The sequence below is a fragment of the Streptococcus gallolyticus subsp. gallolyticus DSM 16831 genome (assembly GCF_002000985.1).
GTDB classification, from domain to species: domain Bacteria; phylum Bacillota; class Bacilli; order Lactobacillales; family Streptococcaceae; genus Streptococcus; species Streptococcus gallolyticus.
Map to the genome: position 1 here is coordinate 994,528 of NZ_CP018822.1, position 22,715 is coordinate 1,017,242.

Consider the following 22,715-nt stretch of genomic DNA (forward strand, 5'->3'; position numbering starts at 1 on the left):
CAACAAAAAGGCAAAATGTTATAATAGAAAAACGAAAAGATTGGGAGGTCAATAAAATGACAATTAGACGTGCGACAATCGCTGATATTCCAACATTGATGGACCTTTTACAACAAGTCCTTTATGTGCACCATGTGGCAAGACCTGATTTATTTCAAGAAAAAGGTGTCAAATACACAGAAGACGAATTAGCGGCACTTATTGCTGATGATAATCGTCCGATTTTCGTTTATGAAGATGATAACGGTAAAGTGCTTGCGCATATGTTTACTATTGTTGAAGACGTTAGCGCACCAAAAGTTCCTCAAAAAACACTCTTTATTGATGATTTGTGTGTGGACGAAGCAGCGCGCGGACAAAAAATTGGTGAAAAACTCTATCAGTTTGCTTTGAAATACGCCAAAGAAATTGGTTGTTACAACCTAACGTTAAACGTCTGGAGTGCAAACAAATCAGCCGTTCGCTTCTATGAACGTCAAGGCATGACACCACAAGAAACACGTATGGAACAGATTATTGATTAAAAATGAGAAGTAAATGTGTAAAACGTTTACTTTTTATTTTTTGCTAAAAAAGACTTACGAAGAAAAATTTTTTATGCTAGACTAGCTCTTGTTGACTGTAAACTGGAGTCGAGTATGGGAAGGAAAAATCAGTAAAAGATTTTCCAAAACGTTGTCCTTGCAAGGGCTTTTTATTTGTACGCAGACCTAGGTTGATTGGTTAATGAATAATTAATTAATGAATGGAGAACTAAAATGCCTAGAAATTTTAAAGAAGCTTTGCTATTTACGTGTATGATGTGTGGAATGATGGTCTTTGGAATGAGTATTTGGAACTTGCACGTTGCAGGTGCCTTTGCATGGAGCCATGTTTTTCTTGGTTTCTTTCCAGGATTTGTTGTTGCCTTTATTTTAGATATGCTTATTATCGGACCACTGGCTAAAAAAGTCGCTTTTAGCCTTATCCCACGTGATTCAAAAAGCAAATACGTTAAAATTTTTGCGGTATCTGGTTGCATGGTTCTAGGAATGGTCACTTGTATGTCATTATATGGCATCATTTTCAATTTAGGCTTGGAAGGTGTCAGCCTTGTAGCCTATGGACAAGCTTGGCTAACAAATTTTGTTGTCGCATTACCATATAATTTTGTCGTGGTTGGTCCGATCGCTCGTTATTTCCTAGGCGAAATTCAAAAACAAGCCGTACTAGCCTAAACAAAACGCATACAAGCAAGGATAACTCCTTGCTTTTTTTGGTTTTAAGGACGTTTGGAGTGTCGAAAGTCATTCAACGTTTTTAGAGAATTTGGTAGTTTGGCTTTTTCTTGACACTCTTGGAAAATGTTTGTAAAATTCAAGAGAGTAAAGAGGACGATATGGCAACAATTAATGATTATCTAGCAAAACATAAAAATGAAACGTTTGAGCAATTTCCATTTAACGAAGCAGATATTCTTTGTTTGAATGAACTGGGGTATTTTTGCTTTGAAGATTTGGATAATACGCTTGATTTTTCAAAAGAATTGACATTACATGACATTCTGATGCCTTACGAGGCTGGTGAGAAGGTATTCAATCATAGCTTTTTGGTAACCAAGGCGCGTGTTGAATTGCTGAAAAATGTAGCCTCATCAGAAAGGTTCGCTGATTTGCGTTTGTCAGCTTACGTGAATGATGTTGATGCCGAATACGAGAGACAATTTTCTGCCATGGTTTTTAGTTTACCTAAAATTAACCATTATCAATTGGTCTTTCGTGGGACAGATGATACCTTGATTGGCTGGAAAGAAGATTTTAAACTAACTTATGTTCGTGAAATTCCTGCTCATCGTGCAGCGGTGATTTATCTTGAGCGTTACTTAGCGAGTCATCCAATGCCTCTCACGGTATCAGGACATTCTAAAGGTGGGAATTTGGCTTTGTATGCTGCGGCTCATGTAAAGGAAAAATGGCGTCCGCAAATCAAGCAAGTTTATATGCTTGACGCACCAGGATTGCAAGAAAAAGGGCTTGAGCGAGCGGGTTATCAAGCGATTCGTGAGCGCGTGCGTGTCATTCGCCCTGAAGAATCTATCGTTGGTGTCATGCTTTATAATGACATTGCCCCTGTTGTGGTTAAGAGTCAGGCTTCCGGAATCATGCAACACGCTTTGACGACATGGCAATTTGATGCTGAGACGGGGCAGTTGATTTTAGCAGAACAGCCAACCGATTTAAGCCGTAATCTTGAAAAAACGTTTAAACAATGGACGGATGAATTGTCCAGCCAAGAATTGAAAATTCTCTTTGATACCCTTTTTGATACCTTGATGTCAAGCGGTATCAAAAGCATTAACGATGTGACGATTGACCGAGAATTTGGCGCAAAATTGGCAACGAGCATTGCTTCCTTTTATTCCATTGGAACGGAGAAGAAATTGCTCCTTGCCAAATCAGCGAAGTTATTTCTTGAAGCTTTTGTCGGACATAGTAAACTGGGAAGTCTGGGAAAAGACCGTATTACCCTTAATTTTCCTGATTTTAACAGCTTGTTGAGCTATTTGAATACTAAAAAATTGAAATAAAAATGGCTTTTCAGCCTAAGAAGGAGGTTGCCAGCTTGCTAAAACAAATCAAATATTTTCAATCAGTTGTCGAAGAAAATTCCTTTACCAAGGCAGCCGATTCGCATTTTATCTCACAGTCAGCTATTTCACAGCAGATTCGGAGTTTAGAGGCAGAACTGGGTGTGACACTTTTAACGCGTAAAAATCGTGGCTTTGAGTTGACAGAAGCAGGGCGTTATTTTTATGAAAAATCGCTGGCGCTGGTAGCTGATTTTGATGCCCTTTGCCAAGAGACACAAGCAATTGCCAATCAACAAGCTGCGCAACTGTCCGTTGGTTATTTGTATTCCTATGAAGGCAGTGAAATCCAAGAAGCGATTGCGAGTTTTGCTAGTCAATTTCCTGATGTGGCGCTAACGGTCAAAACAGGAACGCATGACCAACTTTATGATGACTTACGCTTTGGTAAAATCGATTTGGTCATCAATGACCAGAGACGTGCTTTTTCGACAGATTATGAAAATTTAGTTTTGACTGATTTGCCACTTTACGTCGCATTTGCGGCTTTTAATCCGCATACCAAAGAAGAAGTGTTAGCTATTGAAAATTCCCTTGATAAGCCCTTGATTTTGGTTGCGGACAGCCAGCAAGAAGAAACAGAGCGCGCATATTACCGTGATTACATCGGCTTTTCAGGCGATATGCAATTTGCACCAAATGCCACAGAAGCTAAAATGTCAGTCGTCGCTAATCGCGGTTATTTGCCACTTGAATTTGGAAAGGGAGCAAGCCTTCCACCGACACTTAGCTGTCGCCCAATATACAAGCAAAGAAAACCCATTTTACGTCGAATGTGCGCATTTTGGAAAAAAGATAACTCAGGCTATTACGTCGAAACAATGGCAGAGCTTCTAGCCAAAGCTTTTCAGCAAAACTAAAACCAAAAAGGTATTTCAGATAAGTTTTTCTTATCCGAAGTGCCTTTTTTTAAAATTGATAAGCCGATAGCTTGGATTTATAATGTAGCCATAAAGATGTTAGAAGTTAAGCAACATCATAACTGACAGCGGAAAAGCAGGAGGAAATAGCATGGCTATTACAGAAAATGCGAAACAATATCATGAAAAAATGTTTCCAGGATATGTCTCTGATTTTTTGAGAACTGACCCTGAATTCATTGAACGATTTGACAACTTTGCCTTTGATGAAGTGGTTAATCACCCGAATGCGACATTGGATGACAAGACACGATTTATGGTGATTTTAGCGACGTTACTAGGTTGCCAAGGCATTGATGAATTTCAAGCTATTGTGTCAGCAGCGCTAAATTTTGGCGTTACACCAGTTGAAATCAAAGAAATTGTCTATCAAGCGGTGGCTTATTTGGGAATTGGGCGTGTCTTTCCATTTCTAAAAGCAACCAATAAAGTATTGGAAGAAAAAGGCGTTACATTGCCACTTGAAGGACAAGCAACCACAACCATTGACAATCGTCGTGAAGCTGGTACACAAGCGCAAGTGGATATTTTTGGTGAAGGCATGCGTGATTTTTGGCAATCAGGTGCTAAGGAAAGTACCCATATCAATTATTGGTTAGCTGATAATTGTTTCGGAGATTATTACACACGTACAGGTCTTGATTATAAGCAACGTGAGTTGATAACATTTTGTTTCTTGGCAGCTCAAGGTGGTGTTGAGCCACAATTGACTAGCCACGCAGCTGCAAATATGAAAATTGGCAACGATAAAGCTTTTCTAATCGCAGTTATTTCAAATGTCTTACCATTCATTGGTTATCCACGTAGTTTAAATGCTCTTCGTTGTGTCAATGAAGCTGCCGATAAGTTAAAGTAAAAACAATCAGGAGGAAAGATAAATGACAAAAGATGTTATGTTAGTAACAGGTGCTGGGCAAATTTCAATGGCGATTGCACGCCGCATGGGATATGGTAAAAAAATTGTTTTAGGTGACCGTTCGATTGATAATGCCAAAGCAATTGCTAAGACCTTAACAGAAGCTGGTTTTGATGTCGTGACATTTGAAATGGATTTGTCATCACGTCAGTCAATTAAAGAGATGATTGCTTATGCGCAAACTTTTGGTGACATTAAGTATTTGGTTAATGGTGCAGGTGTTTCGCCATCGCAAGCTTCGATTGAAACCGTGCTAAAAGTTGACCTTTACGGAACATCTGTTTTATTAGAAGAAGTTGGAAAAGTCATTGCAAAAGGCGGTGCAGGTGTCACTATTTCTAGCCAATCAGGTCACCGTATGCCTGCTTTGACTGCTGAACAAGACCTGGCACTTGCCATGACACCAACGGAAGAATTGTTGACACTTGATTTTCTACAAGAAAATAAGATTGAAAATAGCCTCCATGCTTACCAATTGGCAAAACGTGCCAATGAAAAACGTACCATGTACGAAGCCGTTCGTTGGGGAGAACGTGGTGCCAGAATTAACGATATTGCACCAGGAATTATTGTTACGCCACTTGCTATTGACGAATTCAATGGTATTCGAGGCGATTTCTACAAAAATATGTTTGCCAAATCACCAGCTGGACGTCCTGGAACAGCAGATGAAGTGGCAGATGTCGCTGAATTGCTCATGAGTGAACGTGCGCAGTTCATCACTGGCTCAACCTTCCTTATCGACGGTGGCGCAACAGCTTCTTATTTCTATGGACCATTAAATCCAAATACCGAAACTGGTATGGCAGAAGGAAAAGATTAAATGATTGGTTGAAAGGCAATATTTTACAGGGAGAAAGCAATGAATGATTTTCAATTTCAAAACACAACCAAGGTATACTTTGGTAAACATCAACTTCAGCATTTACACCAAGAAGTCTTGAAATATGGACAGAAGGTGCTGATTGCTGACGGTGGTGAGTTTATTCGTCAATCCCCACTCTATGCACAGGTACTAAAAGAACTAACCGATAATGGTATTCAGATTTTTGAACTTGGTAGTGTTGAGCCTAACCCGAGACATACAACGGTTAATAGAGGGGTGAAACTTTGTAAGGGAAATAACATTCAAACGGTACTGGCTGTTGGTGGTGGCTCAACCATTGATTGTTGTAAAGCCATTGCTGCCACAAGTTGTACAGATGAGGATGATGTGTGGACGCTGATTGAGAAAAGAGAGCCAATTAATCAAGCGCTAGCTGTTATTGCGATGCCAACAATAGCGTCAACAGGTAGTGAAATGGATAAATCTTGTGTCATTGCAAATGAGGAATTACACTTGAAAAAAGGTTTGAATGGAGAAGCGATACGACCTAAAGCAGCCTTCTTGAACCCAGAAAATACCTTCACAGTACCTGCTAGACAAACGGCATGTGGTGGTTTTGATATCATGATGCATTTACTTGATATGAATTATTTTGTCGATAGTGATAAATACCCACTCCAGTTTAATGTTGTGGAGACGTTATTAAGAACAATCAGAGAACAACTTCCTATTGCTTTAAGAGAACCAGAAAATTATGAAGCTAGAGCGACCTTGTTATGGGGAGCAAGCTGGGCATTGAATAGTTTTTGTACAAGTGGCTTTAAGACAGCACCCAGTAATCATGGTTTAGAACAATTCTCAGCATTTTATGACCAAACGCATGGCTTAGGGTTAGCCTTAGTTGTAACAAAATGGATGACGTATTTATTAGAAAAAGACCCAACGGTAGCTCCAGATTTTGCTAGGCTTGGAACTAATGTTTTAGGCTGCCAGCCAGTTGATGATGTTATCGAAGGTGCTAAAAATGCTATTAAAGCCTTTGATGCCTTTATCGTTAATGATTTAGGGTTACCACGAACAATGACCGAAATTGGCTTGAATGATTCAAAATTATCAGAAATGGCTCACGCTGCTGTCACTGGATATGGTGATGGAACATTAAAAGGTTATCGAGAGCTAACAGAAGCAGACTGTTTAGCTATTTATAAAATGTGTTTGTAGAATGGAAAATGGAATATTGTCGGTAGAAGAGATACTTAAAAATCGTTATCGCCAAGTCAACGATGCTATGGTCGCAAAGGACACGAAAACCTTGGCTGAATTGATAGCACCTGATTCAGTTCTCGTTCATATGACGGGTTATGTACAATCTGTGAAAGAATGGCTAGCGCAAATTGAAAGCGAAGAAATGCGCTATTATGCATGGCAAGAAGATGCCATAAAAGCCATTCATATCACTGACAATACAGCCAGTCTTGTTGGGCAAAGTCGTGTTAAAGCACGAGTTTGGGGAGCAGGACCAGCCACTTGGCGCCTGCAAATTAAAATGGATTTTGAAAAGATTGACGGTGATTGGAAAATTATCAAACAAAGCGCAAGCACTTACTAGATTAGAAAGGCAGATATGATGACAAATGTAGCGATTATTGGTGCAACTGGTTCATTAGGACGCAGTTTGCGTGAAGAATTAAAAGATAAAGCTGACTACAAGGTAACGCTTTTCTCACGTCGTGCAGAAAGCTTAGCCTTGGCAAGTAATGAAAAAGCTATCAATGGCTCAGCAACATCTGGCAATGATTTAGACAAGGTTTTAGCCGACCAAGATATTGTTTTTGTAGCTCTATCAGGTGATTTACCCAAAATGGCAAGAGAAATCGTTGCTAGTATGAAGCGTGTTGGTGTGGCTAGAATTGTCTTTGTCTCATCAATGGGCATTTATGGGGAAGTGGCAGGAGAACCAAAAGGTGTAGTTGCGCCGATTCTTAAACCATATCGCAAGGCGGCAGACATTGTTGAACAATCAGGACTTGATTACACGATTTTGCGCCCAGGCTGGTTTGACAATGGACAAGATAGCACATGTCAGATTACGCAAAAAGGTGAGACTTTCTATGGACATGACGTTTCTCGCAAAGCAATCGTGACACTCGTAAAACACATTATTGACCAACCAGAAACTTATCTTAACACCAGCTTAGGCTTGTATCGTTAAAAAATCGACGATTTTTCAATAAATTTGACGTTTTTTGCTTGACTTGGAGTTAGCTCTAAGGTATATACTGAGAGTGAAATAAGAAAGGAGATGACGTATGAATATCAAAAAAGTAAGCGAACAGATAGGAATTTCAGCAGATACCATTCGCTATTATGAACGAATTGGCTTGCTTCCTCGAGTAACGCGTAATAAATCAGGAGTCCGTGATTTTTCAGAGCGTGACATCGCCACTTTGGAATTTGTTCGTTGTTTCAGAAAAGCAGGCATGAGCGTTGAATCTTTAATTGAATACATGGCCTTGGTGGAAGAAGGTGACGGAACTGAAGAGGCACGCATGACTTTGCTTGAAGAACAACGTGATAAATTGGCAGAACGTATTGCTGAATTGCAAAGTGCACATGATAGGCTCAATCACAAAATTGAAAATTATCAAAACATCATCCTCAAAAAAGAACAAGCTCTATTTGAAGATGACGAAAATGAGTAAAGGAGAAGCAAATGGACTACAAAACGTTATCAAATGGCGTTAAAATGCCGATTTTAGGATTTGGTGTGTATCAAGTGCCAGACCTTGACGAATGTGAGCGCGTGGTTAGTGATGCGATTTCGGTTGGTTACCGCTCAATTGACACCGCTCAAGCTTATATGAATGAAGAAGCTGTTGGAAATGCTATCCGCAAGTCTGGTATTGCGCGTGAAGAATTTTTCATCACAACTAAAATTTGGATTAGCAATTATGGCTATGAAAAAGCCAAAGCTTCTCTGGATGCTTCTTTAGCGAAACTTCAAACAGACTACATTGATTTGGTGCTTTTACATCAACCATTTGGTGATTATTATGGTGCTTATCGTGCCATGGAAGAATATTATAAAGCTGGTAAAATCAAAGCAATCGGTATCAGCAATTTTGCACCAGACCGTGTAGCAGATTTGGCTATTTTTGCGGATGTCACTCCAATGGTTAACCAAGTTGAAACGCACGTTTTCAATCAACAATTAAATGCTCGCAAAACAATGGACGAATATGGTGTTCAAATCGAATCTTGGGGACCATTTGCAGAAGGGCGCAATGATTTCTTTACCAATGAAACACTTGTTGCGATTGGACAAAAATATCATAAATCAGCTGCGCAAGTTGCCCTACGTTACTTGATTCAACGTGATGTTATTGTTATTCCTAAAACAGTTCATAAAAATCGTATGGAACAAAATTTTGATGTCTTTGACTTTGTTTTAACAGATGATGACATGGCAGAAATTTTGAAACTTGATATGGGTGAAAGCCAATTCTTCTCACATGCTGACCCTGAAACAGTTAAAATGATTAGCTCGTTTAAGATTTAAATTATGCTTAAAAGGCATAAAACACTATGTCAAATAAGTATTTGTTATTAAAAACGAGAAGCGTATAATGGCAGTATAAACCCTATTAAGAAAGGAAAACCAATGACAATTAAACAAACAGCAGGACGTGACCAATTGGGTGAATTTGCACCAGAATTTGCACATTTTAATGATGATGTGCTCTTTGGTGAAAACTGGAATAATAACGATATTGATTTAAAAACACGCTGTATCATCACAGTTGTGGCACTTATGGCATCAGGTATTACAGACAGCTCACTAAAATTCCATTTGCAAAATGCGAAAGCTAACGGTGTTAGCAAAGAAGAAATTGCAGCAGTCATTACACACGTGGCTTTCTATGCAGGTTGGCCAAAAGGCTGGGCAGTCTTTAACCTTGCCAAAGAAGTTTGGAACGAAGATTAAGAAAGATATGAAAGGATAACAAATGACAGATAAAGCAACTTTTGACAAAGAAAATGTATTCGGACAAGGACAACCAAATGACGCTTTTGCGCAATATTTTGACGGACAATCATTCTTGAACCCATTGGTTGGTACAGATTCACCGCTTTTCTTGGCGAATGTCACTTTTGAACCTGGTTGTCGCAACCATTGGCATGTTCACAATGCTGATAAAGGTGGCGGACAAATTTTGATTTGTACAGCAGGTCAAGGTTGGTATCAAGAAGAAGGCAAAGAAGCTGTTAGCCTTGAACCAGGGAAAGTTATCGTGATTCCAGCCAATACCAAACATTGGCATGGCGCTAAAAAAGATTCATGGTTTAGCCATATTTCAGTGGAAGTTCCTGGCGAAAACACGTCAAATACTTGGCTAGAAGCCGTTAGCGACGACGATTACAACGCCCTTTAAACTATTCTTTTACAATTACATTTTACTCATACAATCAAAACACAAAACAATCTCATTTCGCTTAACGCCCAGCTGAAAACGGTTTGGGCGTTTTTGATGTGACTACCGTGACAATTTTATCTAACCATGCTAAACTAAATTTATGACTCACATCACTCATAAAAGAATTGTGCAAGCTGGTCATTTTTTGCAACTTTTTAAAAATGATTCTCAATTTACAACACCGATTTTTAGAATTGACCACAAGCGAAAGCACCTTCAATTTGTCATTGTTTTTAAATTGGATAACGACGAGGCATTTTACGTCCTCAATCGTTCAAAACTTGGATATGATCATGAGTTGAAACGTCTCAAACGTTTTACCAAATCGACACTTTATCAAGGGATTTTATCCGTTCCGCTAAAGGCACGCCAGACGATTCAGATTTTACAAGTGCCAAATGATAGCAAGGTGGTCAAAGACTATGTGACCTATTACACTCAAACTCAGATTGATGAGATTTTACATGGAAAACCAACTGAAAGCAGTGACGTTTACGACCCATTTCGTGATGCACATTCAGCGATTTTTCACAATCTTTCCCAAGCAGAAAAGCTGATGTCTTACGAAGATTACCAAGGAATTCAAGATTTTCATCCTTTTTCAGTAGTGAAGGACCAAGCTTATGCTTTGACTTGTGCTTACAAAGATCCGATTAAAAAGAAAACAATCCATTTGCAATTAATGGGCTGGTATTATCGTGGTCAGCAATTGAAAATCAGTTGGAAGCCAGATAATCAACGCAAAGCACGTTGGCGTTCGTCCCTCGTTGCCATTGATAGAAAGACACGACGCTATTTCTTTCAAGGAAATATTTATCACGAAAAGGGAACAGCTCCCGTTTTTCTGGAACAGTTGACCTTTACCTTTCACGATTCTATGCAAAATAGCAGGGCTGCTAAGGCGGAATTCGCAAGATTTATAAATGCAATCAAGAAACAAGAACGTGCAGCTTTGTTAAAGCTCCGCTGAAAAGAGGATTTCTTTGACATTACAATTCACTTTTTAGGCTCACGGATAAACTCCTCACCGGAAATTTTATTTATGCTATAATATTTTCTGACTGAAATCGAAACATTAGAAAGTAACAAAATGACAGAAATTGATATTGAACGTTATCATGAACTTGCTCAACAAAAACAAAAAGAGCACCGTAAATTTTTAGCGACACTCAAGAAAAAAGCACCCAAAAATCTTGATAAAATCACTCAAGAAATCCACACTGAAGTGTTTAATGAGATTGATTGCACCAAATGTGCCAACTGTTGCAAAAGCTTAGGACCGCTTTTTACAGAAGCTGACATCACACGCATTTCAAAAGTCTTTCGCATGAAATTGTCTGTTTTTGAAGAAACGTATTTGCGTGTTGATGAAGACGGCGACAAAGTTTTCCAATCTATGCCTTGCCCATTCTTAGGCGATGATAACCTTTGTACAATCTACGACGTTCGTCCCAAAGCTTGCCGTGAATTTCCACACACCGACCGCAAGAAAATCTACCAAATCAATCACTTAACCATTAAAAACACCCTTTTCTGCCCCGCCGCCTATCTCTTTGTCGAAAAACTCAAAGACCGCTTGGAAGGGAAGTAGGAAGAATCCCACTTTAAAACCAATTTGAAGTGGGCTTTTTTTGATTATGTTGCTTTATATGCTATAATATTTGCCAAAGGAGTTTTCATGACAGCAGATTACCATTACTTATTATTCGATTTGGACCACACTTTGCTTGATTTTAATGCGGCAGAGGATGTGGCGTTGACGGAGCTTTTGCAGGAAGCGCGTGTGTCAGATATTCAGGCTTATAAGGATTTTTACATTCCCATGAATCGTCAGTTGTGGGATGATTTGAGCCTTAAGAAAATCACCAAAAAAGAGTTGGTCAATACGCGTTTTACAAGACTATTTGCGAATTTTGGGCATGAGGTAGATGGGCATGCTTTTGCCAAACGTTACCAAGAATTTCTTAGTCAACAAGGGCAGACTTTAGTTGGTGCAGATAAGTTGCTTGATAATCTTAGCCAGCAAGGCTACCGTATTTTTGGAGCAACCAATGGCATTACCAAAATTCAAACAGGGCGCATGGCAAATTCAACGATTAAAGATTATTTTGAGCATGTTTTCATTTCTGATGAAGTCGGTTACCAAAAGCCAGATAAAGGCTTTTATGATGTCATTGCGGGAGCTATTTCCCAATTCAATCATCAAGAAGCGCTGATGATTGGTGACAATCTTTTAGCCGATGTCCAAGGTGGCAACAACGCAGGCATTGATACCGTTTGGTACAATCCAGCCCGCAAAGAAAATCATACCAAAGCCACTCCAACCTACGTGGTTAAAGATTACCAAGGTTTACTTGAATTATTACGATAATGATAAAAATCAAACCCAGCGTGATACAGTAGAGTTAGAGTTAACAAAAAATCAGCTGAACATTGTGTTTCAGCTGATTTTTAGTAATCGATTTTTCGTTCTTCAGTGATTAATCTTGCCATTTGCTCAGGGTTGATAATGCGGATTTGGTGTCCAATTTTATCAATTAACTGTTCATCTCGCAAGGCTTTAACCATTCGAGCGATTGTTACAGCATGTACGCCGAGATAGCAAGCGATTTCTTGATACGTAAAGACGGTGTCGAGCACGAGAGTACCAGAAGCATCTTTTTCTGCTTGATCAAGAAGAAAGCGACTAAATTGGACTAGAGCAGGCTCATTTTTGCTGCTATGAAAATGTTCCATAAGGTAGACAAGATTTTCAGTCAAAGTGTTAACCATCAAAGTTGCCACCGATGGAAAACCAAGTAAATCCTGAAAATTTCTGTTTGGAATACGATAAGCGACACAAGGTGTCTTAGCAACGATTGAAAACGTCTTTTTCCCATAATAATTGAGATTAAAAGCAGTCATCAATGGTGTGAATCCGACAAATTGTTGTTTCTTGAAGTAGAGATAAGTTGTTTCTTTGCCGTCGCAAGAAATAGAAGAAAGTGCACAAACACCTGATGATAGGATATAAATATCACCATTTACTTCTCCAGCAACAGATTTTGTCAGCTTATCGCCTTTTTGAAACGTCACACGCTCACCATATTGGAAAAGTTCTGTAATGTTCAATGTAGATTGCATACTTGCCCTTTCTAAATTAACGTAGGCCTTATATAACTATATAGTTTACGTCAAAAAAGCGTTTAAATCAAGTCCTAATTTGTTAGAAAGAGTTTGAAAATGTCTTGATATAAACTTTTAAAATGACTATTTTTTCGCCAAACAAAAGTAAAATCATGGCTTATTGGTGGTAAATCAAGCTTAATTTCAAAGAGTTTGCCGCTGTCTAATTCTTTTTGAACCACACTTTTATAGACAAAAGTAATACCAAGATTATTCGTAATCAATTGACAAATCGCATTGAGACTACCGATTTCGGTAATGTGATGAAAGTCAGTGATAGCTAGATTAGCTTCTTTTAGTGTCACTTCAAGCATTTCACGTGTTCCAGAGCCTTGTTCGCGAATGATGATAGGATAGTCTAGTAACTCTTCGAGCGTGTAGGTTTTATCCGTAAGTCCAGCTTTTGGGGAAGCAACGGCAATAAAGGGTTCGGTTTTATAGGGCATAAAGTCATATTTTTCTTTGGAAAAGAAACCTTCAATTAAAGCAAAATCAATTTTTCCTTGGTCAATGTCCTTTAATAACGTTTCCGTATTATCAACCAGCATTTTAATTTGAAAATTAGGATGTTCGGAAAGAATGACGGCTAACGAATCGCTTAACACATATTCGCCGATAGTCAAAGTAGCACCGAAGTTAATTGGTGTTTGGTCTTGATTGAGATGTGATTTGAAATGTTGAATGTCATTGTTTATTGTTGTCAGCAAATCAAGCAATTCTTTACCACTTTTGGTGAGTTGACATTGTTTTCCAGAGAAAGTAAAGAGTTTGGTTTGATAATCATTTTCCAAATTTTGAATGTGTTTGGTGACAGCGGGTTGTGTGATATGCAATTCTTTAGCAGCTTGGGTAAAATTAAGCGTTTCGCAGACTTTCATAAAGGTAAAAACACGGTAATCAAGCATAATAATCTCCTATTATTTTTTGTTATTATATCATAATAAATCATAATTTTACATTATGGCTTGTCCAAGTTATAATATTTTGTGAAAAGGAGTTTTTATTATGATGACAATTGAGAAAAAATTGCCAGGAATTATGTTTTGTGTGATTCTGGCTTTGCCAGCCTGGTTTTTAGGGCATTTATTTCCACTTGTAGGAGCGCCAGTATTTGCAATTTTACTTGGGATGGTTGTGGGGAATTTTCATAATAATCGCACCCAAACCACTGATGGTATTGCTTTTACATCAAAATATATTTTACAAGCGGCGGTTGTTTTATTAGGTTTTGGTTTAAACTTAACACAAGTTTTTAAAGTTGGGACACAATCATTGCCAATTATTATTTCAACCATTGCAGTCTCGTTGGTTGTAGCGTTTTTATTGCAAAAATGGCTAAAATTGGATAGTAATATAGCAATCTTGGTTGGTGTTGGGTCATCTATTTGTGGTGGCTCAGCCATTGCCGCAACAGCACCGGTTATCAAAGCAAAAGATGAAGAAGTCGCAAAGAGTATTTCGGTTATCTTTCTCTTCAATATCTTAGCAGCATTAATTTTTCCAACGTTAGGGGACTTACTTCACCTATCTAACCAAGGTTTTGCGCTTTTTGCGGGAACAGCTGTCAATGATACGTCATCCGTTACGGCGACAGCGACAGCTTGGGATGCTGTTCACGGGTCAAATACCTTAGACGGTGCAACAATTGTGAAATTAACGCGCACACTGGCCATTATTCCGATTACTTTAGGGCTGTCATTCTATAAAGCCTATCAAGATTCAAAAAATGGCAGAGCTAAACAAACGACTTTCCAATTGAAAAAAGCTTTTCCAATGTTTGTCCTTTATTTCTTATTGGCTTCGATTGTTACGACAATTGTCAGTGGTTTAGGAATTGATACAGTTATTTTCGATAATCTTAAGACACTCTCAAAATTCTTTATTGTCATGGCAATGGGAGCTATTGGTCTTAACACGAATCCTATCAAACTTATTAAGACTGGTGGACAAGCTATTGGAGTGGGGGCTACGTGTTGGATAGCTATTACCTGTGTCAGTCTTTGGATGCAGCATCTTCTAGGGATTTGGTAATAAAAATGTAGAAACAATGTTTGTGAATGTTCAAGCATTGTTTTTCTTTTTTGAAAAACGATAGCCTTTACTTGAAACCGTTTCCTGAAGTGCTATAATGAACTTGGATACCTTAGTTAAATTTTATGAACAAAGACCGTTAATCTTATGGTTAACAGTTGTAAGGCGTGAAATTTAGCAACGATAAAGGAGGAAAAGGTACGATGGCATATAAAACAACTTATCCTTATACAAACGAGGTTCTTGCGACTTTTGACAATGCAACGGATGAAGCGTTAGAGGAAGCTTTGGCAAATGGGCATGCGCTTTACAAAAAGTGGCGTGCTGAAGGTGGCTTGGATGAGCGAAAAGTTCAATTGCATAAAATTGCTGAGCTGCTACGTCGTGACGTTGACAAATACGCTGAAGTCATGACAAAAGATATGGGAAAACTCTTCACAGAAGCTAAAGGCGAAGTGGAACTCTGTGCAGAAATTGCGGATTACTACGCTGATAAGGCAGAAGAATTTTTGAAACCACGTCCGCTTGAAAACATTAATGGTGATGCTTACTACATCAAGCAAGCGACAGGTGTTTTGGTAGCCGTTGAACCATGGAATTTCCCATTCTATCAAATCATGCGTGTCTTTGCGCCAAACTTTATGATTGGAAATCCGATGATTTTGAAACACGCTTCAATCTGTCCAGCATCAGCACAAGCATTTGATGATTTGGTTTTGGAAGCAGGTGCACCAGTTGGCGCATTCAAAAATCTCTTCCTTTCTTATGACCAAGTTTCTAAGGCTATCGCAGACCCACGTGTTGTTGGGGTTTGCTTGACTGGTTCTGAACGTGGTGGTGCTTCTATTGCGGCAGAAGCGGGAGCAAATTTGAAAAAATCATCTATGGAACTTGGTGGTAACGACGCCTTCATTATCCTAGAAGATGCCGATTTTGATTTGCTTGATAAGACCGTTTTCTTTGCTCGTCTCTACAATGCTGGTCAAGTTTGTACCTCATCAAAACGTTTTGTCGTTGTTGGTCAAGAAAACTATGACAAATTCGTTGATATGGTAGTCAAACATTTCAAATCAGCCAAATGGGGTGACCCAATGGACCAAGCGACAACTTTAGCACCGTTGTCATCAGCAGCCGCAAAAGAAGAAGTGCTTGGTCAAATCAAATTAGCTAAGGAAAATGGTGCAACTGTGGTTTACGGTGATGAACCAATTGACCACCCAGGAAACTTTGTCATGCCAACTGTTTTGACAAATATCACCAAAGAAAATCCAATCTACAATCAAGAAATCTTTGGTCCAGTTGCTTCTATCTATAAAGTTGATACTGAAGAAGAAGCTATCGCGCTTGCCAATGATTCTAGCTATGGTCTTGGTGGTACCGTCTTTTCAAAAAATCTTGATCATGCCAAAGAAGTGGCTGCCAAGATTGAGACAGGGATGTCATTTATCAATTCTGGTTGGACATCACACCCAGAAATCCCATTTGGAGGCATTAAAAATTCAGGTTACGGTCGCGAATTAAGCGAACTCGGCTTTGATGCCTTTGTCAACGAACACCTTGTTTTCGTTCCAAATGATTAATTAACTCGCTCTCCTTTTATTTATATTTAAAATAGAAAACCGCAAACTAATTTAGCTTGCGGTTTTTGGCTATGCTGTAAAAGTCTTATTGTTAAATAACGTTTATGAAAAATCACGTAGATTTTTCCTTGGGTCAGGATGTGGAATGTTGTGATACTCACGTTTTCTTCGACGAACTGTCAGATAGTAACGATTGTATGCCCATGTTGTCGCACAAAGAACGAGCGACAGTAGTAGGATATGATGTCTAACAAGGGACATGATAAAAGCACCAATTCCCAAAAGCAATCCGATTTTAAGATACGTTTTCAAATGAAGTTGATAAATGCTTTGATTATAATGCGTTGTTGTCACAACACCTGCATAAAAACTGAGAAAACCAAAAAGAAAGAGAGCAAATCCAAGGTTAGCATGATGAGAATCAGCTAAAAATTCTATCCCAACGGTGAAAATATTAATACCGATAAAAATCGGAATATGAGCATAGAACAGCAATGAACCTGCTGCTTGACGATGATGGTCTATTGCCAAGAAAGTTTGTGTCATGTAAGAAATAAACATGAAAGACATTCCAGCAAATAATAGGGCACCTTGATAAAGAGATTCTGTCAGCGGATAGGTACTGATAATAGCAATGACAGTTTCACCCAAGGTTAAAATTGTCACCAACTGAGCTCGCTCAACAGCATGCGGAAAATTAATGCGTGACGAATCGTGATAGCGCCTTGTAAGAACTGGAAAAATATTGGGGATGAGGTAAATTAACACCGTCCAAATATTAGCTCCCAATAATCCTAATGCAAAAGGCAACAAAGACATCCCATAAATGGCACAAGCAACAATGCTAAATCTTATGTCTCTGTTAAATCCTAAAACACGCCTTTTGAGAAAATATTGTAGCGCAATAATGGCATAAGCTAGTATGAGAAGCCAATTAAAGATGACGACGGTCGGATGGCCAGCGTAAAGATGCGCCATATTCATATCAAATGTCAAAGCAAGATTTCCAACAACAAACATCAGCGCAATAACAGAGAAAATATCAATTCGCCTCGAATCACCGTATTTATTGTAGTAAAACACTTCGGTCATTCAAAGATTCAGCAAAATAATGTTAGATATAATAAATGAAAAAATTTCTTGAACACCAACATGACTTAAATGGATTGATGAGGTCAATTGACTAATGCCCAAAACAAAAGCCAAGTCAAAGAAAAGTTCATAGTTGGATACACGTTTAGCAAGAAGTTCTGGCATAATAGCTCCTTTACTTTCAATGAATCAATCTTGCCTTTATTTTATCAAAAAAAGCCAAATCCCAAAAATAAGAGGAACTTTTACCACAGCAATGCTAAAACGATTTTGTTATAATAGAGACATGAATGAACTGATTAAACATAAACTGGAGCTATTGCCAGATAGCCCAGGATGCTATATACACAAGGATAAAAATGGCACGATTATTTATGTTGGTAAGGCAAAAAATCTGAAAAATCGTGTGCGTAGCTATTTTCATGGCAGCCATAATACCAAAACAGAACTTTTGGTTTCAGAAATAGAGGATTTTGAGTATATTGTCACAGGTTCCAATACCGAGGCGTTGCTTCTTGAAATCAATCTCATTCAAGAAAATATGCCAAAATACAATATCAAGCTCAAAGATGATAAATCCTATCCTTTCATCAAAATCACAACTAATGAGCAGTACCCACGTTTAATGATTACCCGCCAAATCAAAAAAGACGGTGCCATGTATTTTGGACCCTATCCTGATTCGGGAGCAGCAACGGAAATCAAACGCCTGTTAGACCGCATTTTTCCGTTTAAGAAATGTACCAACCCTGCTAATAAAGTTTGTTTTTATTACCATTTAGGGCAATGTAAAGCACATACGATTTGTCATGTTGACCACGACTATTTTGTTGATATGGCGCACGATGTGAAAAATTTCCTTAACGGTCAAGACAATAAAATTGTTGACCAACTTAAAGATAAAATGCAAAAAGCGTCAGATTTAATGGAATTTGAACGTGCGGCAGAATATCGCGATTTACTGCAAGCTATTTCAACTTTGCGCACGAAACAGCGCGTGATGAGCCAAGATATGATGGACCGTGATATTTTTGGCTACTACGTTGACAAAGGCTGGATGTGTGTGCAAGTATTTTTTGTTCGCCAAGGGAAACTCATTCAACGTGATGTTAATATGTTTCCTTATTACAATGACCCAGAAGAAGATTTTTTGACTTACATGGGACAATTTTACCGTGACAATAAGCACTTTATTCCCAAAGAAATTTTCATTCCTAAAGAAATTGATGAAGAATTGGTCAAGGCAATTGTTGATACGAAAATCATCAAGCCCCAACGTGGCGAGAAAAAGCAGCTTGTTAATCTAGCTATCAAAAATGCACGTGTGAGTTTGCAACAAAAATTTGATTTGCTTGAAAAAGATGTTAAGAAAACTTATGGTGCTGTTGAAAATATCGGCGAATTGCTTAACATTCCAAAGCCTGTTCGTATTGAAGCCTTTGATAACTCAAATATTCAAGGAACAAGCCCTGTCGCTGCTATGGTGGTCTTTGTAAATGGAAAACCAAGTAAGAAAGATTATCGAAAATTCAAGATTAAAACAGTTGTCGGACCAGATGATTATGCCAGCATGCGCGAGGTCATCTATCGCCGTTATAGCCGCGTGATGAAAGATGGCTTAGTGCCACCAGATTTGATTATCATCGATGGTGGTCAAGGTCAGGTCAATGTGGCGCGTGATGTTATTGAAAACAAGCTCGGTCTTGATATTCCAATTGCTGGTCTGCAAAAAAATGATAAACACCAAACGCACGAATTATTGTTTGGTGACCCTTTAGAAGTTGTTGAATTGCCACGAAATTCCGAAGAATTTTTCTTGTTACAACGTATCCAAGATGAGGTGCACCGTTTTGCTATTACCTTCCACCGTCAAGTGCGTAGTAAAAATTCATTCTCATCAAAACTTGATGGCATTGCTGGATTGGGACCAAAGCGCAAGCAATTACTCATGAAGCACTTTAAGAGCCTACCCAATATTCAAAAGGCTGATATAGACGATATTGTGAACTGTGGTATTCCACGAAATGTCGCAACTGCGATTAAAGAAAAATTAAATGAGGAGGAAGCTGTCAATGCTAACCATTAAACCGATTACTGAAGAATTTGCTGTTTGCCAAGTTGAGGATTATTCACAAGTCAATCTGGAAAATCCATTTGTTTTTACTGGGGCAACAGATGACGAAAAATCACTTGTTTGTCCGATTGCACTTGTCCCTGAAAATGCTTTGAGCGTTGATAAGACTTGGTCAGCTTTTCGAATCGAGGGTGTTTTAGACTTTTCTTTGATTGGCATTTTATCAAAAATTTCAAGTCTTTTAGCAGAAAATAATATTGGTATCTTTGCCATTTCGACTTATAACACGGATTACATTTTAACGAAAACAACGGATTTTCAAAGCGCACTCCGAGTATTAGAAGAAGCAGGATATCAGATTTTGGGATAATTTTTGCAAGAAACGAAAGGTACTCTTGAATATAAATAAGAAAATTTCATGAAAGTTTTCTGTTTCTGTTTGTAATCTTTTTTAAACTGTGCTAACATGGATAGGGATTTTTTAAGGAGATAAGCATGTTTAAGAATTTTAAGAAGAGCCTTTCTCATCTGCGAGAAAAGCGCTTTTGGCTACCAAGCTTTATGATAATGCTGGTTGCTTTTTTACTGATTCTTCCACAAATCATATCAAAAGGTGTTATTGTTGGTAGTGATTTTCTCTTTCACTACAATCGTTTTTATGAAACGGCTATGCAGATTAAGACTGGTAATTTCAGTTATTTTATATCTTTGTATGGCTTTTATAGCTCAGGGCGGATTGTTAATGCGTTATACGGTCCCTATTTTGCCTATTTTCAAGGTTTGCTGGTTCTAATCAGTCGCAATTGGTACACGTATCAGTTGCTATCACGCTTTTTGTTGAGTGTGATTGCAGGCTTTTCAATGTATCGATTGATACGCAGGGTAGCTGTCAAGCCTAAAATTTCTCTAGCCATTGCCATTTTTTACATGATGACTTTTTCTGTTCAATATTGGACATTTAGGCAAGGCTTTTCAAGTTGGGGAGCTGCTTTTATGCCGTGGTGCATGATTCCAGCGATTGATTTTGTGAAAACTAAAAAAGTAGGCGTGCTACGCTTAGCCGTTGCTGTCGCTTTGATGATGCAAGTCCATATGCTAAGTTGTTTCTTGCTCATTGTTTCTTATTTGCCGTTTTATTTGTACGGTTTTATCAAATCTAAAGAAAAGAAAACCATTATCATCAAAGGAATACAAGCTGTTTTACTTGCTCTTTTATTGACAACGAATGTCTGGGCTGCGCTTATTGACGTCGGGCGTAATAATAATTTGGTTGAACCATTTATCAATTCAAAATTATATATTATGACGGTGAATCAACGTAGCATTCAATGGCTGATAACACCGTTACCTTTGCTACTTTTGGTGCTGTATCAATTGTATTTTTCATTCAGACATTGGCGCCATTTTGATACACTATTACGAGTCACAACGGGAGCATTTTTCTTCTTTCTTGTTCTGTCAAGTAGCATTTTCCCTTGGTACAGTATTAACAAATTAAACCTTTCTTTGGTCAATTTAATTCAATTTCCATTTCGCTTTTTTGTGCCTGCTACGGTGTTATTATTGTTAGCAGTAGCGTTAGTTTTAGAGCGTTATTTTGACGTCAAATGGTCCAAATTAGTGACAGTCGGAGCGATTTTGATTAATCTTTTCAGCCTTGCTCAGTTAACACATCTGCAACAAGAAAAGATTGCTGAATACTATACTGCTAAACACCCCATCAAAACTAAAAAACATACCTTTGTTTGGGGAAATTCTGAGGAAGTTCGAGCTAGTTTTCACAGTTCAGATTTGTATGAGCTGTTAGATTTAATCTCGAAATCAACACCAGATTATCTTCCCGCCGAAAAATCAAACAAGGACAACAAATACGTTCTTTATGAGGAATTTGTCATCGGTCATACAGATGCTTTTGACAAATCACAAGATGGCAACGCTCTTATCTTCACATGGACTGCTGACAATAGTGGTAAGGTTAACATTCCAATTGCCAAGTACAAAGACACCGAGCTAACACTCAATGGTAAGAAACTAAGTCGTACCGATTATTCCTTGTCAGGAATTGGAACACCAACTGTGACACAAAAAATCGGAAAAAACACATTAAAAATAACTTACCATATTGGCGTCTGGTTCAAGGCTTTGCTGATTGCTAACGCCCTCACATGGCTAGCAACAGCAGGCTACGCTTGGCTAAAGAAATTAAGAGTGATAAAAAAAGTATAATAATTTTAGGACTGGAATTACACATCCAGTCTTTTTATTTTACGAAAATCTTGTTTCATGTTACATTTCTTTCCCAAAACTACTAAAAAAAGCTGTGAACTCTTTCAAAAAATGTTAGAATAGAGGAGCAGAGAATATTTTAGAAGGAGGTTCGCTTATGAAGTTTCTAGAATTAAACAAAAAGCGCCATGCCGTCAAAACTTTCAATGACAAACCCGTTGATTATAAGGATTTACGAACAGCCATTGAAATCGCTACATTAGCTCCAAGTGCTAATAATATCCAACCTTGGAAATTTGTTGTGGTAGAAGATAAAAAAGCCGAACTTGCTGAACATCTCCCAGAGATTAATAAAAAGCAAGTGGAGCAAGCACAGTACGTTGTAGCGATTTTTACCGATACAGATTTGGTTCAACGTTCTCGCAAAATTGCTCGTATTGGTGTCAAATCATTGAGTAATGATATGTTAGGTTACTACATGGAAACCTTACCTGCTCGTTTTGCAGAATTTGACGACAAACGCAAAGGCGAATACCTTGCCCTTAACGCTGGAATTGTTGCCATGAATCTTGTTTTGGCTTTGACTGACCAAGATATTTCATCAAATATTATTCTTGGTTTTGATAAGTCATCAACCAATGATATTCTAGAAATTGATAAACGTTTTCGTCCAGAGCTCTTAATCACTGTTGGTTATAGCGATAATAAGCCTGAACCAAGTTATCGTTTGCCTGTTGACGAAATTATCGAACGTCGTTAAGCGTACCGACTTTAATTTCATGCA

24 protein-coding genes and 1 pseudogene are annotated in these 22,715 nt (G+C 38.3%); 22 read left to right on the forward strand and 3 right to left on the reverse strand.

Annotation, left to right across the window (positions count from 1 at the left end):
• Nucleotides 1-56: 56 nt before the first annotated feature.
• The 16 genes from BTR42_RS05150 (at nt 57) to pynA (ending at nt 12,134) form a co-directional block, all read left to right on the forward strand.
• Nucleotides 57-524, forward strand: a complete 468-nt coding sequence (locus BTR42_RS05150) for a GNAT family N-acetyltransferase (protein ID WP_009854016.1) — start codon at nt 57-59, stop codon at nt 522-524.
• A gap of 234 nt (nt 525-758) precedes the next feature.
• A complete protein-coding gene (locus BTR42_RS05155; RefSeq protein WP_009854017.1) occupies nt 759-1,217 on the forward strand; it encodes a DUF2798 domain-containing protein in 459 nt (152 codons plus the stop codon).
• Between the two features lie 161 nt (nt 1,218-1,378).
• Nucleotides 1,379-2,566, forward strand: coding sequence for an Mbeg1-like protein (locus tag BTR42_RS05160; protein ID WP_077496693.1), 1,188 nt, complete (start codon nt 1,379-1,381; stop codon nt 2,564-2,566).
• A gap of 35 nt (nt 2,567-2,601) precedes the next feature.
• Nucleotides 2,602-3,486, forward strand: a complete 885-nt coding sequence (locus BTR42_RS05165) for a LysR family transcriptional regulator (RefSeq protein WP_077498007.1) — start codon at nt 2,602-2,604, stop codon at nt 3,484-3,486.
• 151 nt (nt 3,487-3,637) lie between these two features.
• The gene (locus tag BTR42_RS05170) at nt 3,638-4,402 is read left to right on the forward strand and encodes a carboxymuconolactone decarboxylase family protein (protein ID WP_077496695.1); all 765 of its coding nucleotides are present in this window, start codon (nt 3,638-3,640) and stop codon (nt 4,400-4,402) included.
• A 22-nt stretch (nt 4,403-4,424) separates the two neighbouring features.
• On the forward strand, nt 4,425-5,285 hold the full coding sequence (locus tag BTR42_RS05175) for an SDR family oxidoreductase (RefSeq protein WP_077496696.1): 861 nt from the start codon (nt 4,425-4,427) through the stop codon (nt 5,283-5,285).
• A 39-nt stretch (nt 5,286-5,324) separates the two neighbouring features.
• The gene (locus BTR42_RS05180) at nt 5,325-6,509 is read left to right on the forward strand and encodes an iron-containing alcohol dehydrogenase (protein ID WP_009854022.1); all 1,185 of its coding nucleotides are present in this window, start codon (nt 5,325-5,327) and stop codon (nt 6,507-6,509) included.
• A 1-nt stretch (nt 6,510) separates the two neighbouring features.
• Nucleotides 6,511-6,897 (forward strand): nuclear transport factor 2 family protein, encoded by a 387-nt coding sequence (locus tag BTR42_RS05185; protein WP_077496698.1) that lies wholly within the window; start codon nt 6,511-6,513, stop codon nt 6,895-6,897.
• An 18-nt stretch (nt 6,898-6,915) separates the two neighbouring features.
• A complete protein-coding gene (locus BTR42_RS05190) occupies nt 6,916-7,500 on the forward strand; it encodes an NAD(P)H-binding protein (RefSeq protein ID WP_077496700.1) in 585 nt (194 codons plus the stop codon).
• A gap of 97 nt (nt 7,501-7,597) precedes the next feature.
• The gene (nmlR, locus tag BTR42_RS05195; protein WP_077496702.1) at nt 7,598-7,990 is read left to right on the forward strand and encodes a stress response transcriptional regulator NmlR; all 393 of its coding nucleotides are present in this window, start codon (nt 7,598-7,600) and stop codon (nt 7,988-7,990) included.
• Between the two features lie 11 nt (nt 7,991-8,001).
• Nucleotides 8,002-8,847: an aldo/keto reductase gene (locus BTR42_RS05200; protein WP_009854026.1), complete on the forward strand. Its 846-nt coding sequence runs from the start codon at nt 8,002-8,004 to the stop codon at nt 8,845-8,847.
• 102 nt (nt 8,848-8,949) lie between these two features.
• Nucleotides 8,950-9,273, forward strand: coding sequence for a carboxymuconolactone decarboxylase family protein (locus BTR42_RS05205; RefSeq protein WP_009854027.1), 324 nt, complete (start codon nt 8,950-8,952; stop codon nt 9,271-9,273).
• Nucleotides 9,274-9,295: 22 nt separating this feature from the next.
• Nucleotides 9,296-9,721, forward strand: a complete 426-nt coding sequence (locus tag BTR42_RS05210) for a cupin domain-containing protein (RefSeq protein WP_012961847.1) — start codon at nt 9,296-9,298, stop codon at nt 9,719-9,721.
• A 142-nt stretch (nt 9,722-9,863) separates the two neighbouring features.
• Nucleotides 9,864-10,733, forward strand: a complete 870-nt coding sequence (locus tag BTR42_RS05215) for a hypothetical protein (protein ID WP_077496704.1) — start codon at nt 9,864-9,866, stop codon at nt 10,731-10,733.
• Nucleotides 10,734-10,853: 120 nt separating this feature from the next.
• A complete protein-coding gene (locus BTR42_RS05220; RefSeq protein ID WP_009854030.1) occupies nt 10,854-11,354 on the forward strand; it encodes a YkgJ family cysteine cluster protein in 501 nt (166 codons plus the stop codon).
• 87 nt (nt 11,355-11,441) lie between these two features.
• On the forward strand, nt 11,442-12,134 hold the full coding sequence (gene pynA, locus BTR42_RS05225) for a pyrimidine 5'-nucleotidase PynA (protein WP_077496706.1): 693 nt from the start codon (nt 11,442-11,444) through the stop codon (nt 12,132-12,134).
• A gap of 80 nt (nt 12,135-12,214) precedes the next feature.
• On the opposite strand, the gene BTR42_RS05230 is transcribed toward pynA, so the two are convergent.
• Together BTR42_RS05230 and BTR42_RS05235 are read right to left on the reverse strand one after the other, a co-directional pair.
• On the reverse strand, nt 12,215-12,886 hold the full coding sequence (locus BTR42_RS05230; protein ID WP_009854037.1) for a Crp/Fnr family transcriptional regulator: 672 nt from the start codon (nt 12,884-12,886) through the stop codon (nt 12,215-12,217).
• 74 nt (nt 12,887-12,960) lie between these two features.
• A complete protein-coding gene (locus BTR42_RS05235) occupies nt 12,961-13,833 on the reverse strand; it encodes a LysR substrate-binding domain-containing protein (RefSeq protein ID WP_009854038.1) in 873 nt (290 codons plus the stop codon).
• 100 nt (nt 13,834-13,933) lie between these two features.
• Here BTR42_RS05235 and BTR42_RS05240 point away from each other — a divergent pair, with 100 nt between their 5' ends.
• Nucleotides 13,934-14,959 carry a YeiH family protein gene (locus BTR42_RS05240; RefSeq protein ID WP_013643020.1) on the forward strand — a complete coding sequence of 342 codons (1,026 nt, stop codon included), beginning with the start codon at nt 13,934-13,936 and terminating at the stop codon, nt 14,957-14,959.
• A 203-nt stretch (nt 14,960-15,162) separates the two neighbouring features.
• The gene (locus tag BTR42_RS05245) at nt 15,163-16,539 is read left to right on the forward strand and encodes an NAD-dependent succinate-semialdehyde dehydrogenase (RefSeq protein WP_043878553.1); all 1,377 of its coding nucleotides are present in this window, start codon (nt 15,163-15,165) and stop codon (nt 16,537-16,539) included.
• 102 nt (nt 16,540-16,641) lie between these two features.
• On the opposite strand, the pseudogene BTR42_RS05250 reads toward BTR42_RS05245, so the two are convergent.
• A pseudogene (locus tag BTR42_RS05250) lies at nt 16,642-17,796 on the reverse strand (low temperature requirement protein A).
• A 121-nt stretch (nt 17,797-17,917) separates the two neighbouring features.
• On the opposite strand from BTR42_RS05250, the gene uvrC reads away from it, so the two are divergent.
• From uvrC to BTR42_RS05270, 4 genes are all read left to right on the forward strand, one after another.
• Nucleotides 17,918-19,717, forward strand: a complete 1,800-nt coding sequence (gene uvrC / locus BTR42_RS05255) for an excinuclease ABC subunit UvrC (protein ID WP_039694094.1) — start codon at nt 17,918-17,920, stop codon at nt 19,715-19,717.
• Complete coding sequence (locus BTR42_RS05260) at nt 19,704-20,075, forward strand: ACT domain-containing protein (protein WP_009854043.1); 372 nt, start codon at nt 19,704-19,706, stop codon at nt 20,073-20,075. Before uvrC ends, BTR42_RS05260 begins: the two co-directional genes overlap by 14 nt.
• 125 nt (nt 20,076-20,200) lie before the next feature.
• On the forward strand, nt 20,201-21,931 hold the full coding sequence (locus BTR42_RS05265) for a putative glycosyltransferase family protein (RefSeq protein WP_077496708.1): 1,731 nt from the start codon (nt 20,201-20,203) through the stop codon (nt 21,929-21,931).
• Between the two features lie 157 nt (nt 21,932-22,088).
• Complete coding sequence (locus BTR42_RS05270; RefSeq protein ID WP_009854045.1) at nt 22,089-22,691, forward strand: nitroreductase family protein; 603 nt, start codon at nt 22,089-22,091, stop codon at nt 22,689-22,691.
• Nucleotides 22,692-22,715 lie beyond the last annotated feature (24 nt).

Bases quoted from the DNA above. Each gene is read 5' to 3' on its own strand.
- BTR42_RS05150 (WP_009854016.1), top strand. From the start codon at position 57: ATGACAATTAGACGTGCGACAATCGCTGATATTCCAACATTGATGGAC.
- BTR42_RS05155 (WP_009854017.1), top strand. From the start codon at position 759: ATGCCTAGAAATTTTAAAGAAGCTTTGCTATTTACGTGTATGATGTGT.
- BTR42_RS05160 (WP_077496693.1), top strand. From the start codon at position 1,379: ATGGCAACAATTAATGATTATCTAGCAAAACATAAAAATGAAACGTTT.
- BTR42_RS05170 (WP_077496695.1), top strand. From the start codon at position 3,638: ATGGCTATTACAGAAAATGCGAAACAATATCATGAAAAAATGTTTCCA.
- BTR42_RS05175 (WP_077496696.1), top strand. From the start codon at position 4,425: ATGACAAAAGATGTTATGTTAGTAACAGGTGCTGGGCAAATTTCAATG.
- BTR42_RS05180 (WP_009854022.1), top strand. From the start codon at position 5,325: ATGAATGATTTTCAATTTCAAAACACAACCAAGGTATACTTTGGTAAA.
- BTR42_RS05185 (WP_077496698.1), top strand. From the start codon at position 6,511: ATGGAAAATGGAATATTGTCGGTAGAAGAGATACTTAAAAATCGTTAT.
- BTR42_RS05190 (WP_077496700.1), top strand. From the start codon at position 6,916: ATGACAAATGTAGCGATTATTGGTGCAACTGGTTCATTAGGACGCAGT.
- nmlR (WP_077496702.1), top strand. From the start codon at position 7,598: ATGAATATCAAAAAAGTAAGCGAACAGATAGGAATTTCAGCAGATACC.
- BTR42_RS05200 (WP_009854026.1), top strand. From the start codon at position 8,002: ATGGACTACAAAACGTTATCAAATGGCGTTAAAATGCCGATTTTAGGA.
- BTR42_RS05205 (WP_009854027.1), top strand. From the start codon at position 8,950: ATGACAATTAAACAAACAGCAGGACGTGACCAATTGGGTGAATTTGCA.
- BTR42_RS05210 (WP_012961847.1), top strand. From the start codon at position 9,296: ATGACAGATAAAGCAACTTTTGACAAAGAAAATGTATTCGGACAAGGA.
- BTR42_RS05215 (WP_077496704.1), top strand. From the start codon at position 9,864: ATGACTCACATCACTCATAAAAGAATTGTGCAAGCTGGTCATTTTTTG.
- BTR42_RS05220 (WP_009854030.1), top strand. From the start codon at position 10,854: ATGACAGAAATTGATATTGAACGTTATCATGAACTTGCTCAACAAAAA.
- pynA (WP_077496706.1), top strand. From the start codon at position 11,442: ATGACAGCAGATTACCATTACTTATTATTCGATTTGGACCACACTTTG.
- BTR42_RS05230 (WP_009854037.1), bottom strand. From the start codon at position 12,886: ATGCAATCTACATTGAACATTACAGAACTTTTCCAATATGGTGAGCGT.
- BTR42_RS05235 (WP_009854038.1), bottom strand. From the start codon at position 13,833: ATGCTTGATTACCGTGTTTTTACCTTTATGAAAGTCTGCGAAACGCTT.
- BTR42_RS05240 (WP_013643020.1), top strand. From the start codon at position 13,934: ATGATGACAATTGAGAAAAAATTGCCAGGAATTATGTTTTGTGTGATT.
- BTR42_RS05245 (WP_043878553.1), top strand. From the start codon at position 15,163: ATGGCATATAAAACAACTTATCCTTATACAAACGAGGTTCTTGCGACT.
- uvrC (WP_039694094.1), top strand. From the start codon at position 17,918: ATGAATGAACTGATTAAACATAAACTGGAGCTATTGCCAGATAGCCCA.
- BTR42_RS05260 (WP_009854043.1), top strand. From the start codon at position 19,704: ATGCTAACCATTAAACCGATTACTGAAGAATTTGCTGTTTGCCAAGTT.
- BTR42_RS05265 (WP_077496708.1), top strand. From the start codon at position 20,201: ATGTTTAAGAATTTTAAGAAGAGCCTTTCTCATCTGCGAGAAAAGCGC.
- BTR42_RS05270 (WP_009854045.1), top strand. From the start codon at position 22,089: ATGAAGTTTCTAGAATTAAACAAAAAGCGCCATGCCGTCAAAACTTTC.